We start from the raw sequence: 12,614 nt of genomic DNA on the forward strand, positions 1-12,614 counted from the left end.
GGGGAATTTTCACAGAGCTTTTGATCGGCGTAGGCCACAGAATGTTGCTTCGTTTACTGTAATGCCGGGTAAATGAGCGTTTTTTGATAGTGCGAAAGTGCCGTGCGAGGAAAATAAGCATCTATTATTGTTTGTCATGATGACAAGGCAGGCATCAATGAAAGGCTTCCCAATTGCACATATTTTTCACCCTTCAATCCCGCCAATGCACGCAGTGGTTAACAATCACAACAGAAATATTGATTATTGGACGGTAAAAAGAAAGTTTGCAGAAATTGTCTCCACCAATGACGTTAATAAAATATACAGTATAAGTAATGAACTGCGGAGAGTATTATCTGCAATTACTGCATTGAACTTCTATCAAGGCGATGTTCCTTCTGTCATGATTCGAATCCAACCGGAAAATATGAGTCCATTCATCATAGATATTTCTACAGGAGAACATGACGATTATATCATACAAACATTAGATGTAGGCACTTTTGCACCTTTTGGCGAACAATGTACTTGCTCAGCCGTCAATAAAAAAGAGCTGGAGTGTATTAAGGAGACGATTTCTAAGTATTGTGCAAAATTCACCCGAAAAGAAGCCATCTTAACCCCCCCTACGTACTTTAATAAAACCTCCATTCCTTCAGATTGTTGGCAAATTCTCTTTTTTTCACCCGATCATTTTAATAATGATTTTTATTGATTATTTATGAAGGATAAAATAATGTCCCCTGTTTCATCAATTGGTAATGATATTAGTAGTGATTTAGCCCGTCGAAAAATGAATGACCTTCCTGAAAGCCCCATAGGAAATAACCTCGAAGCACTAGCACCAGGCATAGAAAAACTAAAACAGACCTCTATTGAAATGGTCACTTTACTTAACGCGTTACAACCAGGTGGGAAATGCATTATCACTGGTGATTTTCAAAAAGAATTAGCGTACTTACAAAATGTAATTCTTTATAATGACTCCTCTCTTCGTATGGATTTTTTTGGTTATAACGCCCGAATTATTCAACGATCAGACAATACCTGTGAACTTACAATTAATGAACCGTTAAAAAACCAGGAAATATCCACAGGCAATATCAATGTTAATTGCCCATTGAAAGACATTTACAATGAAATCAGGAGGTTGAACGTAATCTTTAGTTGTGGGACTGGAGGTATAGTTGATCTATCCTCTCTGGACTTACGGAATGTCGATTTAGAACTTTATGATTTTACAGATAAACATATGGCCAATACAATTTTAAATCCTTTTAAATTGGATGACACAGATTTTACTAATGCCAACATGTTTCAGGTAAATTTCGTTAGTTCAAAACAAAACGCCACAATCTCATGGGATTATTTACTAAAAATAACGCCTGTTATAACAAGCATTAACGATATGTATTCTGAAGAAAAAATTAAGCTTGTCGAAAGTTGTTTAAATGCGCTTGGAGATATTACCGAAGAACAATTAAAAATTATGAGACTTGCAATTATAGAATCTATACCAAGAGCAACTCTAACAGATGAATTAGAAAATGAATTAACAAAAGAAATATATAAAAGCTCATCGAAAATTAACAATTACTTGAACAGAATTAAATTACCAGAGATGAAAGTATTCTCATTAGAAAAAATATATTATTACATCGATATAATCATTAAAGATTATGAAAGCGTCAAAGAAAATGCTTATCTTATCGATCCAAAAAATAATTACAATACAGATTTAAACATAGAGGATTCTAGCTCAGAGGAATTCCTTTCAGATAATACACTCGAGAAAGACGAAAATTCTCCTGACAATTGCTTTGAGGTTGTAAAATATAACACATATGAAGCATATAACTCAGAGAAGCAATATTTTACCAGAGAGGACTATACGTATGATTACGACCTTTTAAATGCAATATAGACTTAATAATTTCTTACAAAGTCTATTATTTATACCGTAGATATTTATTCATCTTACACTATGCTCCAAAAAGCAAAAACCCGCCAGTTTACGCTGCCGGGTTTTCGTTAAAAGAGGTGAAACTGACCGATAAGCCGCTTTCTTTTGAGTATAGTGTCGTGGACAGTCATTCATCTTTCTGCCCCTCCAAAAGCAAAAACCCGCCGAAGCGGGTTTTTACGTAAAACAGGTGAAACTGACCGATAAGCCGGGTTCTGTCGTGGACAGTCATTCATCTAGGCCAGCAATCGCTCACTGGCTCAAGCAGCCTACCCGGGTTCAGTACGGGCCGTACCTTATGAACCCCTATTTGGCCTTGCTCCGGGTGGAGTTTACCGTGCCACGGACTGTTACCAGCCGCGCGGTGCGCTCTTACCGCACCCTTTCACCCTTACCTGATCCCGCTTGCGCGGGCCATCGGCGGTTTGCTCTCTGTTGCACTGGTCGTGGGTTTCCCCCCCAGGCGTTACCTGGCACCCTGCCCTATGGAGCCCGGACTTTCCTCCCCTCCGCCCGTCTCCCCCGAAGAGGACGACGACGAAGCGGCGACTGTCTGGTCAGCTTCGGCGCGCAGTATAGAGGGTTTGCGCGCCCTTGTCACCCCACGTTGCGCATTCCAATCGCCAGTGTCGCGGCGATATTACGTGAAGCACGGTAAATATTGTCATAAGCCCCGCGGAATGCTTCGTCCAACGTACCAATACTGGTCAATACGCTGAAGACCGCATCAATGCCATGCTGATGTACAACGCCAACATCATTGGTCAGGCTACCCGCAATGCCAATAACCGGTTTATGGTACTTTTTCGCCACGTTTGCGACGCCAATCGGAACCTTGCCGTGTATACTCTGGCTGTCAATACGCCCTTCACCGGTGATCACCAGCGTACAATCGTGAATATGTTCCTCCAGATTCAGCGCCGTAGTGACTATTTCAATACCACTTTTCAGTTCTGCACCAAGAAACGCCATCAGCGCCGCGCCCATACCACCCGCAGCTCCTGCGCCGGGGACATCTTTCACATCAACATGCAGCGCTTTTTTAATGACATCGGCATAGTGAGAGAGGTTATTGTCCAGCTCGACAATCATCGCTTCACTGGCTCCCTTTTGTGGGCCAAAGATGCGCGATGCGCCGTTATCACCCACCAGCGGATTGGTGACATCACAAGCGACGCGAATGACGCAATCTTTTAAGCGCGGATCGAGGCCGGAAATATCAATATCATTCAGAGTATTAAGACTACCGCCGCCAAAACCAATTTCATTGCCGTTGGCGTCGCATAATTTCGCCCCCAGCGCCTGTACCATGCCTGCGCCGCCATCATTTGTAGCGCTACCGCCAATGCCGATAATAATGTTTGTCGCGCCGCTCTCCAGCGCCTGCAGAATTAACTCGCCTGTGCCGCGTGAAGTGGTCACGAGTGGATCACGTTTTTCCGCAGGTACCAGCTCCAGCCCACTGGCCGCCGCCATTTCAATAAACGCGGTTTTGCCATCGCCGGAGATCCCCCAACTGGCATCCACTTTCTCGCCCAGCGGCCCTGTAACCCAGGCGTGACGTTCAGAACCCTGGGTAGCTGCAATCATCGCTTCCACCGTTCCTTCGCCACCATCGGCAACCGGAACAGAAACGTACTGTGCATCAGGAAAAATTTCCCGAAATCCTTTTTCTATCGCCTGCGCAACCTCGCTGGCAGATAAACTTTCTTTATAAGAGTCTGGGGCGATTACGATTTTCATACCTATGCCTGTTACCACATGACGCCGGAGGGCGTTTCTCTTATTCGGCCTGGATTCCAGGCCCGGATTGCAATACGCCATCCGGGCACGACGTCATTAGCGAGTAACTTCGACTTTCGCCAGTTTTTCGTAGTAGCACGCCAGGGCGCTATGATCCGCCGTTCCTAAACCATCTGCACGCAGTGCCTGCATCATCTCCATAACCGCAGCTGTGAGCGGCAGTTGCGCGCCGACGCCGTGAGAAGTATCCAGCGCATTCGCCAGGTCCTTAATATGCAGATCAATGCGGAAGCCCGGCTTGAAGTTGCGGTCCATCACCATCGGCGCTTTGGCATCCAGCACGGTACTGCCCGCCAGCCCACCGCGAATTGCCTGATAAACCAGGTCCGGGTTAACGCCCGCTTTAGTTGCCAGCGTTAACGCTTCTGACATCGCGGCAATATTCAGCGCCACAATGACCTGATTTGCCAGTTTGGTGACGTTACCTGCACCGATTTCCCCGGTATGCACCACGGAACCCGCCATCGCTTTCATCAAATCATAGTATTTGTCGAAAATAGCCTTGTCGCCGCCCACCATCACTGACAGCGTACCGTCGATAGCTTTCGGTTCACCGCCGCTCACCGGAGCATCCAGCATATCAATGCCTTTCGCTTTCAGCGCTTCGCTGATTTCACGGCTTGCCAGCGGTGCGATAGAACTCATATCGATCAATACCGTACCAGGCTTCGCGCCTTCAATAATGCCATTCTCACCCAGCGCCACCTCTTTCACATGAGGGGAGTTTGGCAGCATGGTTATGATGACGTCGCACTGTTCAGCGATCGCTTTAGCCGTAGAGGCTGTTTCTGCACCTGCAGCAATCACGTCAGCAATAGCTTCTGGGTTACGGTCAGCAACCACCAGCGAGTAACCTGCTTTCAGAAGGTTTTTACTCATTGGTTTACCCATAATCCCCAGGCCAATAAAACCAACTTTCATAGTCATATCAATCATCTCTCTTGTTGCGGTGGTGGTTATTTTTTAAAGGTATCAGCCAGTTTCTGAGTGGCAGAGCGGAAGACGCCGAGATCGCTGCCGACAGCCACAAACGTCGCACCCCATTCCAGATAACGACGCGCATCGGCTTCGACCGGTGCGAGGATACCGCTGGGTTTGCCGTGCGCACTGGCACGGTTAAAAATATGCTGAATTGCTTTTTGTACATCCGGGTGCGAGGCATTGCCGAGATGGCCTAATGCCGCAGCCAGATCGCTGGGGCCGACGAAGATACCGTCTACACCTTCGGTAGCGGCAATGGCATCGACGTTATCTACGCCCTGCTGACTTTCTATCTGGACCAGAATGGTGATGTTCTTGTTCGACTGAGCGAAATAATCCGCCACGGTGCCAAACATATTGGCGCGGTGAGAAACGGAGACGCCGCGAATGCCTTCCGGTGGGTAACGGGTTGATGCCACCGCCTGCTCTGCTTCCTCTTTTGTTTCTACAAAAGGAATCAGGAAGTTATAGAAACCGATATCCAGAAGACGCTTAATAATTACCGGCTCGTTGGTCGGCACTCGCACTACTGGCGCGCTGGCGCTGCCTTTCAGGGCCATTAACTGCGGAATAAACGTGGAGATATCGTTTGGCGCATGTTCGCCATCCAGCACCAGCCAGTCAAACCCAGCCAAACCAAGGACTTCAGTGCTAATCGGGTTAGAGAGTGCTGACCAGCAACCAATTTGTACCTGTTTCGCAGCCAGTGCGGCTTTGAATTTATTCGGGAAAACATCGTTATTCATCGCTTATACCTTTGCTTATTTCTGCAATTCCATACGTTTAATGTCGCCAACTACGAAGAGGTAGCAGACCATCGCCATCAGCGCTGAACATCCCACGAAAACCAGTGCTGCATTGAAGGAGTGCAGTTCACTTACCAGGTAGCCAATCACCAGTGGAGTGACAATGGAGGCAACATTGCCAAAGACGTTAAAGACGCCGCCGCAGAGACCAACAATCTCTTTCGGCGCGGTGTCAGAAATCACTGGCCAGCCCAGCGCACCAAATCCTTTGCCAAAGAAAGCCAGCGCCATCAGCATGACCACCAGCGTGGTGTTGTTGGTGTAGTTACATAAGATGATGGTGGAAGCCAGCAACATTCCCAGCACAATCGGTAGCTTACGTGCCAGGGTCAGGGACAAACCGCGTTTGATCAGATAATCCGAGAAGACACCTCCCAGCACGCCGCCCGCAAAGCCACACAGTGCCGGAATCGAGGCGACCAGACCCACTTTCAGAATCGACATGCCTTTTTCCTGCACCAGATAAATTGGGAACCAGGTGAGGAAGAACCAGGTGATGGTGTTGATAAAATATTGTCCGAAAAATACGCCCAGCATCATGCGGTTAGAGAGCAATTGCTTGATGTAATGCAGTTTGGGACCGCTTGCTGCCGCACTGCCCGGCTTTTTGTGGTCCATATCGACCACCGCGCCATTTTCTGAGATAAACTTCAGCTCTTCCGCAGACATACGTGGGTGATCTGTCGGGTTATGAATCAACTTGATCCACAGCGCCGTCAGCACAAAACCAATTACCCCCATAACGGTAAAGACGTGCTCCCAGCCCCAGGCGAAAGTCAGCCAGCCAAGCAGCGGCGAAAAGAGCGCCAGCGAGAAATATTGCGCCGAGTTAAAGATGGCGGAGGCAGTACCACGTTCTTTCGTTGGGAACCAGGCGGCGACAATACGGGCGTTCGCCGGGAATGATGGCGCTTCCGAGAATCCCAGCATAAAGCGCATAAAGAACATGGAGATCCCTGCCCAGGCCAGCGGGAACATATCAACAAAGCCTTGCAGGAAGGTGAACAGCGACCAGAAAAAGAGGCTGTAGGTGTAAACTTTTTTCGAGCCAAACTTATCAAGCAACCAGCCGCCGGGAATTTGCATCAGCAGGTAGGCCCAGCCAAAAGCGGAGAAGATGTAACCCATCGAAACCGCACTTAACTGCAACTCTTTTGCCACTTCGGTACCAGCAATAGACAGCGTTGCACGATCGGCGTAGTTAACGGCGGTAACAATAAAAATAATCAGTAATATTAAATAGCGGGTATGCACGCCTTTCTTTTTTACGTCAACGGTGTCCAGAATCATTTTATTTACCTCGGGTACTTATGCTGATTTTTATTATTATGGGGAAGGTGTTATTTATGAGTTTTATTTATGCCGTTACGACAATGAACTCGGGAATTAGTATAAGCAGCGGGAGAATAATAATCATTGTGCAAATGCTAATTTAATCAGTACTATTTAAATATTATTTTGAGCATATGCACATAAGGTTGCGCGCTAAAGCACAGATTTGCGCTTTACCTTACCTGGCGGCACTGCAATCCCTGAAATGATTGACATTGATCACATTTCTGCGTTTAAACTCCTGACATTCTTATTTCACCCAATGAAGTCATTTATTTTTAAATGAGACCAGGTCCTCATTTTAATAACCCCTGGCTGGAGAATATTGCACAATGGCCAACATCGAAATCAGACAAGAAACGCCAACTGCGTTTTATATAAAAGTTCACGACACAGATAATGTGGCAATTATTGTTAATGATAATGGCCTGAAAGCAGGAACGCGTTTTCCGGATGGCCTGGAATTAATTGAACATATTCCCCAGGGGCATAAAGTCGCATTGCTGGACATTCCGGCTAATGGTGAAATTATTCGTTATGGCGAAGTGATTGGTTACGCCGTGCGCGCAATCCCACGCGGAAGCTGGATCGACGAATCAATGGTTGTACTACCGGAAGCGCCGCCGTTACACACGCTGCCACTGGCAACCAAAGTGCCGGAACCCTTACCGCCGCTGGAAGGATACACCTTTGAAGGCTATCGCAATGCCGATGGCAGCGTGGGCACCAAAAACCTGCTCGGCATCACCACCAGCGTCCACTGTGTGGCAGGCGTGGTGGACTACGTAGTAAAAATCATTGAACGCGATCTGCTGCCGAAATACCCGAACGTCGATGGCGTGGTGGGGCTGAATCATCTGTACGGTTGTGGCGTGGCGATTAACGCTCCGGCGGCGGTGGTGCCCATTCGGACCATTCACAACATTTCGCTTAACCCAAACTTTGGCGGCGAGGTGATGGTGATTGGCCTGGGTTGCGAGAAATTACAGCCAGAACGCCTGCTGGTCGGCACGGATGATGTACAAGGTATTCCGCTGGAGAACGCCAGTATTGTCAGCTTGCAGGATGAAAAGCATGTCGGTTTTCAGTCCATGGTCGAGGATATTTTGCAGGTCGCCGAACGCCATTTGCACAAACTGAATCAACGGCAGCGAGAAACCTGTCCGGCTTCAGAACTGGTTGTCGGCATGCAGTGCGGCGGTAGCGATGCGTTTTCTGGCGTAACGGCAAACCCGGCGGTTGGGTATGCGTCTGATCTACTGGTGCGCTGCGGCGCAACGGTGATGTTTTCAGAAGTCACGGAAGTGCGTGACGCGATCCATCTGCTGACACCACGCGCAGTGAACGAAGAGGTCGGCAAACGGCTGCTGGAGGAGATGGAGTGGTACGATAACTATCTCAATATGGGAAAAACCGACCGCAGCGCCAACCCTTCGCCGGGCAACAAGAAAGGCGGTCTGGCAAATGTGGTGGAGAAGGCACTCGGCTCCATTGCGAAATCGGGTAAAAGTGCGATTGTTGAAGTGCTGTCACCGGGTCAACGTCCGACCAAACGTGGATTAATTTACGCGGCCACACCTGCCAGCGATTTTGTCTGTGGCACACAACAGGTGGCTTCAGGGATTACCGTGCAAGTGTTTACGACCGGTCGCGGTACGCCGTACGGCCTGATGGCGGTACCCGTCATTAAAATGGCGACCCGCACCGAGCTGGCGAACCGCTGGTTTGATTTAATGGATATTAATGCGGGCACCATCGCTACCGGCGAAGAGAGCATTGAAGAGGTGGGCTGGAAGTTGTTCCACTTTATTCTCGACGTCGCCAGCGGGAAGAAGAAAACCTTCTCAGATCAATGGGGACTGCATAACCAGCTGGCGGTGTTTAACCCGGCACCGGTGACCTGATTTCTTTTGGAACGTCCCTCGCAAAACATGGCCTTAGTGCCATGTTTTTATTGTTTAAAGTCCCCTCGTCCATTAATAATGCATTTGCATTACCTTAGTTCAAGCTTATAATTTGAGCAGAAAACAGGCTGTAAAAGGACAGTGAATCATGCCCGCTAATGCTCGCTCTCACGCTGTACTGACCACTGAATCAAAGGTCACGATACGCGGACAAACAACTATCCCCGCGCCAGTGCGTGAGGCCTTAAAACTGAAGCCAGGCCAGGACAGCATTCATTACGAAATTCTGCCTGGTGGGCAAGTATTTATGTGCCGACTGGGAGATGAACAGGAGGATCATACTATGAATGCATTTTTGCGTTTTCTGGATGCAGATATCCAGAACAACCCGCAAAAAACTCGTCCATTCAACATTCAACAAGGAAAGAAACTTGTCGCTGGCATGGACGTCAACATTGATGATGAGATTGGCGACGACGAATAATGGATTTTCCACAAAGGGTTAATGGTTGGGCGCTATATGCTCATCCCTGTTTTCAGGAAACCTACGACGCTTTAGTTGCCGAAGTCGAGACATTAAAGGGAAAAGATCCTGAAAATTATCAGAGAAAAGCCGCCACAAAGTTATTGGCGGTAGTCCATAAAGTGATTGAGGAGCATATCACGGTCAATCCATCATCACCGGCATTCCGTCATGGCAAGTCGTTAGGCTCTGGGAAAAATAAAGACTGGTCACGGGTAAAATTTGGTGCTGGTCGTTATCGTCTCTTCTTTCGTTATAGTGAAAAAGAGAAAGTCATCATTCTGGGATGGATGAACGATGAAAACACTCTGCGCACCTACGGTAAAAAAACAGATGCCTATACCGTATTCAGCAAAATGTTAAAAAGAGGACATCCTCCTGCCGACTGGGAAACCCTCACCCGAGAGACAGAAGAACCCCATTGATGGTGTTCACAATGCCCGCCGAACGCATTCGTGTTGACCAGCGGGCACCCTTTCTCACTCCCCGACCAGAATCACTTCAACCCCAGCCTTTCGCAGCCCTTCCAGGCTATCCGCAGGAATGCCTTCATCAACAATGATCATGTCGATACGTTGAGTATCAATGATCTTATGTAAACTGGAACGATTGAATTTACTGGAATCGGTGACCACGATGATCCGTTCCGCAACTTCGCACATCCGGCGGTTTAAACGGGCTTCATCTTCATTATGCGTACTGACGCCGCGCTCCAGATCGATCGCATCTACACCAAGAAACAGCATATCGAAGTGGTAATTTTGCAGCGATTGCTCAGCCTGATCGCCGTAAAAAGATTGCGACTGACGGCGCAAATGCCCGCCGGTCATCAGCAGCTCAACGCCTTCCGCTTCCAGCAACGCATTAGCCACGTTCATACCGTTGGTCATCGCAATTACGTCAGTGTGCTTGCGCATCAGACGAGCAATCTCAAAAGTGGTGGTCCCGGAATCGAGGATCACCCGATGACCTGGCTGAATCAACTCAACGGCAGCTTTCGCAACGCTGCGTTTCATCGCGGTGTTCAGCGCGCTTTTATCTTCCACTGATGGCTCGACTGACGGCGTGGTGCTATCGCAGATCAACGCGCCGCCATAGGCACGCACAGCGATCCCCTGCTTTTCCAGAAACGCCAGATCGTTGCGGATCGTCACAGTAGATACGCCATACAATGCCGACAGATCGTTAACCTGCACACTCCCTTGCTGTCGCAGACGCTGAATGATCTGTTCTCGTCGCTCGCTGGTGCCTGTCATTCGCTTCTCACCTGAAGCGTCGGTATTACTCATAGTAAGTCCTTTCGTAAAACTTTCGTTTCATTTCGTTTTGCCTATTAACGCCTTTCTATTAAGCAAATGCAAGCCCACCTTACCCATTGGCGCAAGCTACTCTCGTTTCAGTGGCTTTCATTATGTTTCTTTTGTGAATCAGATCAGAAAACTATTATCTTTCGTTTTATTTTTATCTCACCATGGCGCAGTATCAACTGAAACAAAACGAAAGATTAATATCGCAGTAATCTGAACTGGAGAGGAAAGTGAAACATCTGACAGAAATGGTGAGACAGCACAAAGAGGGCAAAACAAATGGAATTTATGCCGTTTGTTCCGCACATCCGCTGGTGCTGGAAGCTGCAATCCGCTACGCCAGTGCAAACCAAACGCCGTTACTGATTGAAGCAACCTCCAATCAGGTAGACCAGTTCGGCGGTTATACTGGAATGACGCCCGCCGATTTTCGCGGCTTTGTTTGTCAGCTCGCCGACTCGTTGAATTTCCCACAGGATGCGTTGATTTTGGGAGGCGACCATCTGGGGCCAAACCGCTGGCAAAACCTGCCAGCCGCTCAGGCAATGGCCAATGCCGATGATTTGATTAAAAGCTACGTGGCGGCAGGATTCAAAAAAATTCACCTTGATTGCAGCATGTCCTGTCAGGACGATCCAATTCCCTTAACTGATGACATCGTGGCTGAACGCGCCGCACGTCTGGCGAAAGTGGCGGAAGAAACCTGTCTTGAACACTTTGGCGAAGCCGATCTGGAGTATGTCATTGGTACCGAAGTACCGGTACCTGGCGGCGCGCATGAAACCTTAAGCGAGCTGGCGGTCACCACGCCGGATGCCGCCCGCGCCACGCTGGAAGCCCATCGTCACGCCTTTGAAAAGCAGGGTCTGAGTGCCATCTGGCCACGCATCATTGCTCTGGTGGTACAACCCGGCGTCGAATTCGATCACACCAACGTTATTGATTATCAGCCCGCCAAAGCGACCGCCTTAAGCCAGATGGTCGAAAACTACGAAACGCTGATTTTCGAAGCGCACTCTACCGATTATCAAACGCCGCAATCGCTGCGCCAGCTGGTGATTGACCACTTTGCCATTCTGAAAGTTGGCCCGGCGCTGACCTTCGCCCTGCGTGAAGCTCTGTTCTCTCTGGCGGCGATTGAAGAAGAACTGGTACCAGCAAAAGCCTGTTCTGGTCTGCGTCAGGTGCTGGAAAAAGTGATGCTCGACCGCCCGGAATACTGGCAAAGCCACTACCACGGTGACGGCAACGCGCGTCGTCTGGCGCGTGGTTACAGCTACTCGGATCGCGTGCGTTACTACTGGCCGGACAGCCAGATTGATGACGCTTTCGCTCATCTGGTTCGTAATCTGGCGGATTCACCAATTCCGCTACCGCTCATCAGCCAGTATCTGCCGCTGCAGTACGTGAAAGTTCGCTCCGGCGAGCTGCAGCCAACACCACGGGAACTCATTATCAACCATATTCAGGACATCCTGGCGCAGTACCACACAGCCTGTGAAGGCCAATAAGCAAAACAAAGAGGAACACGCTATGCCAAATATTGTTTTAAGCCGGATTGATGAACGCTTGATTCACGGTCAGGTCGGCGTTCAGTGGGTCGGATTTGCGGGGGCAAATCTGGTGCTGGTAGCCAACGATGAGGTTGCCGAAGATCCGGTACAACAAAACCTGATGGAAATGGTACTGGCAGAAGGGATCGCCGTACGTTTCTGGACGCTGCAAAAAGTCATCGACAACATTCATCGCGCCGCCGATCGACAGAAAATCCTGCTGGTTTGTAAAACACCTGCCGATTTCCTGACGCTGGTGAAAGGTGGCGTTCCGGTGAATCGCATTAACGTTGGCAATATGCACTACGCCAATGGCAAGCAACAAATCGCCAAAACGGTTTCTGTGGATGCGGGCGATATCGCAGCATTTAACGACCTGAAAGCCGCTGGGGTGGAATGCTTCGTTCAGGGCGTCCCGACAGAGCCTGCTGTGGACCTCTTTAAATTACTTTGAGGGATT

12 protein-coding genes and 1 other RNA gene are annotated in these 12,614 nt (G+C 48.7%); 7 read left to right on the forward strand and 6 right to left on the reverse strand.

Annotated elements, in window-relative coordinates; genetic code table 11:
• Nucleotides 1-157 precede the first annotated feature (157 nt).
• Nucleotides 158-697 (forward strand): protein YhaB, encoded by a 540-nt coding sequence (gene yhaB, locus ACJHYR_RS05140; protein WP_000675750.1) that lies wholly within the window; start codon nucleotides 158-160, stop codon nucleotides 695-697.
• A gap of 21 nt (nucleotides 698-718) precedes the next feature.
• Nucleotides 719-1,906, forward strand: coding sequence for a YhaC family protein (locus ACJHYR_RS05145; RefSeq protein WP_072837419.1), 1,188 nt, complete (start codon nucleotides 719-721; stop codon nucleotides 1,904-1,906).
• A 227-nt stretch (nucleotides 1,907-2,133) separates the two neighbouring features.
• On the opposite strand, the gene rnpB is transcribed toward ACJHYR_RS05145, so the two are convergent.
• The 5 genes from rnpB to garP all read right to left on the reverse strand — a co-directional run bounded on the left by rnpB (nucleotide 2,134) and on the right by garP (nucleotide 6,825).
• An RNA gene (rnpB, locus tag ACJHYR_RS05150) (RNase P RNA component class A) lies at nucleotides 2,134-2,510 on the reverse strand.
• Between the two features lie 32 nt (nucleotides 2,511-2,542).
• On the reverse strand, nucleotides 2,543-3,688 hold the full coding sequence (garK, locus tag ACJHYR_RS05155; RefSeq protein ID WP_001315025.1) for a glycerate 2-kinase: 1,146 nt from the start codon (nucleotides 3,686-3,688) through the stop codon (nucleotides 2,543-2,545).
• Between the two features lie 96 nt (nucleotides 3,689-3,784).
• On the reverse strand, nucleotides 3,785-4,675 hold the full coding sequence (gene garR / locus ACJHYR_RS05160) for a 2-hydroxy-3-oxopropionate reductase (RefSeq protein WP_001303675.1): 891 nt from the start codon (nucleotides 4,673-4,675) through the stop codon (nucleotides 3,785-3,787).
• A gap of 29 nt (nucleotides 4,676-4,704) precedes the next feature.
• A complete protein-coding gene (gene garL / locus ACJHYR_RS05165) occupies nucleotides 4,705-5,475 on the reverse strand; it encodes a 2-dehydro-3-deoxyglucarate aldolase (RefSeq protein ID WP_001058227.1) in 771 nt (256 codons plus the stop codon).
• A gap of 15 nt (nucleotides 5,476-5,490) precedes the next feature.
• Nucleotides 5,491-6,825 (reverse strand): galactarate/glucarate/glycerate transporter GarP, encoded by a 1,335-nt coding sequence (garP, locus tag ACJHYR_RS05170; RefSeq protein WP_000599651.1) that lies wholly within the window; start codon nucleotides 6,823-6,825, stop codon nucleotides 5,491-5,493.
• Nucleotides 6,826-7,199: 374 nt separating this feature from the next.
• Between garP and garD the strand changes: the two genes are divergently transcribed.
• The 3 genes from garD to yhaV all read left to right on the forward strand — a co-directional run bounded on the left by garD (nucleotide 7,200) and on the right by yhaV (nucleotide 9,719).
• Nucleotides 7,200-8,771: a galactarate dehydratase gene (gene garD / locus ACJHYR_RS05175; RefSeq protein WP_001273772.1), complete on the forward strand. Its 1,572-nt coding sequence runs from the start codon at nucleotides 7,200-7,202 to the stop codon at nucleotides 8,769-8,771.
• 148 nt (nucleotides 8,772-8,919) lie between these two features.
• Nucleotides 8,920-9,255 carry a type II toxin-antitoxin system antitoxin PrlF gene (gene prlF / locus ACJHYR_RS05180; RefSeq protein WP_001307405.1) on the forward strand — a complete coding sequence of 112 codons (336 nt, stop codon included), beginning with the start codon at nucleotides 8,920-8,922 and terminating at the stop codon, nucleotides 9,253-9,255.
• Complete coding sequence (yhaV, locus tag ACJHYR_RS05185; RefSeq protein ID WP_000347272.1) at nucleotides 9,255-9,719, forward strand: type II toxin-antitoxin system ribonuclease toxin YhaV; 465 nt, start codon at nucleotides 9,255-9,257, stop codon at nucleotides 9,717-9,719. Before prlF ends, yhaV begins: the two co-directional genes overlap by 1 nt.
• Nucleotides 9,720-9,773: 54 nt before the next feature.
• On the opposite strand, the gene agaR is transcribed toward yhaV, so the two are convergent.
• Nucleotides 9,774-10,583 carry an aga operon transcriptional regulator AgaR gene (gene agaR, locus ACJHYR_RS05190; RefSeq protein WP_000072171.1) on the reverse strand — a complete coding sequence of 270 codons (810 nt, stop codon included), beginning with the start codon at nucleotides 10,581-10,583 and terminating at the stop codon, nucleotides 9,774-9,776.
• Between the two features lie 248 nt (nucleotides 10,584-10,831).
• Here agaR and kbaZ point away from each other — a divergent pair, with 248 nt between their 5' ends.
• Both kbaZ and agaV read left to right on the forward strand, forming a co-directional pair.
• Nucleotides 10,832-12,112 (forward strand): tagatose-bisphosphate aldolase subunit KbaZ, encoded by a 1,281-nt coding sequence (kbaZ, locus tag ACJHYR_RS05195; protein ID WP_059328198.1) that lies wholly within the window; start codon nucleotides 10,832-10,834, stop codon nucleotides 12,110-12,112.
• Nucleotides 12,113-12,134: 22 nt separating this feature from the next.
• Nucleotides 12,135-12,608, forward strand: a complete 474-nt coding sequence (agaV, locus tag ACJHYR_RS05200; RefSeq protein WP_001295547.1) for a PTS N-acetylgalactosamine transporter subunit IIB — start codon at nucleotides 12,135-12,137, stop codon at nucleotides 12,606-12,608.
• The last annotated feature ends 6 nt before the right edge of the window (nucleotides 12,609-12,614 follow it).

Source organism: Escherichia sp. WS1450 (assembly GCF_046487395.1).
Lineage (GTDB): Bacteria > Pseudomonadota > Gammaproteobacteria > Enterobacterales > Enterobacteriaceae > Escherichia > Escherichia coli.

Excerpts from the sequence above, each read along its gene's own strand:
- yhaB (WP_000675750.1), top strand. The coding sequence starts at position 158 with ATGAAAGGCTTCCCAATTGCACATATTTTTCACCCTTCAATCCCGCCA.
- ACJHYR_RS05145 (WP_072837419.1), top strand. The coding sequence starts at position 719 with ATGTCCCCTGTTTCATCAATTGGTAATGATATTAGTAGTGATTTAGCC.
- garK (WP_001315025.1), bottom strand. The coding sequence starts at position 3,688 with ATGAAAATCGTAATCGCCCCAGACTCTTATAAAGAAAGTTTATCTGCC.
- garR (WP_001303675.1), bottom strand. The coding sequence starts at position 4,675 with ATGACTATGAAAGTTGGTTTTATTGGCCTGGGGATTATGGGTAAACCA.
- garL (WP_001058227.1), bottom strand. The coding sequence starts at position 5,475 with ATGAATAACGATGTTTTCCCGAATAAATTCAAAGCCGCACTGGCTGCG.
- garP (WP_000599651.1), bottom strand. The coding sequence starts at position 6,825 with ATGATTCTGGACACCGTTGACGTAAAAAAGAAAGGCGTGCATACCCGC.
- garD (WP_001273772.1), top strand. The coding sequence starts at position 7,200 with ATGGCCAACATCGAAATCAGACAAGAAACGCCAACTGCGTTTTATATA.
- prlF (WP_001307405.1), top strand. The coding sequence starts at position 8,920 with ATGCCCGCTAATGCTCGCTCTCACGCTGTACTGACCACTGAATCAAAG.
- yhaV (WP_000347272.1), top strand. The coding sequence starts at position 9,255 with ATGGATTTTCCACAAAGGGTTAATGGTTGGGCGCTATATGCTCATCCC.
- agaR (WP_000072171.1), bottom strand. The coding sequence starts at position 10,583 with ATGAGTAATACCGACGCTTCAGGTGAGAAGCGAATGACAGGCACCAGC.
- agaV (WP_001295547.1), top strand. The coding sequence starts at position 12,135 with ATGCCAAATATTGTTTTAAGCCGGATTGATGAACGCTTGATTCACGGT.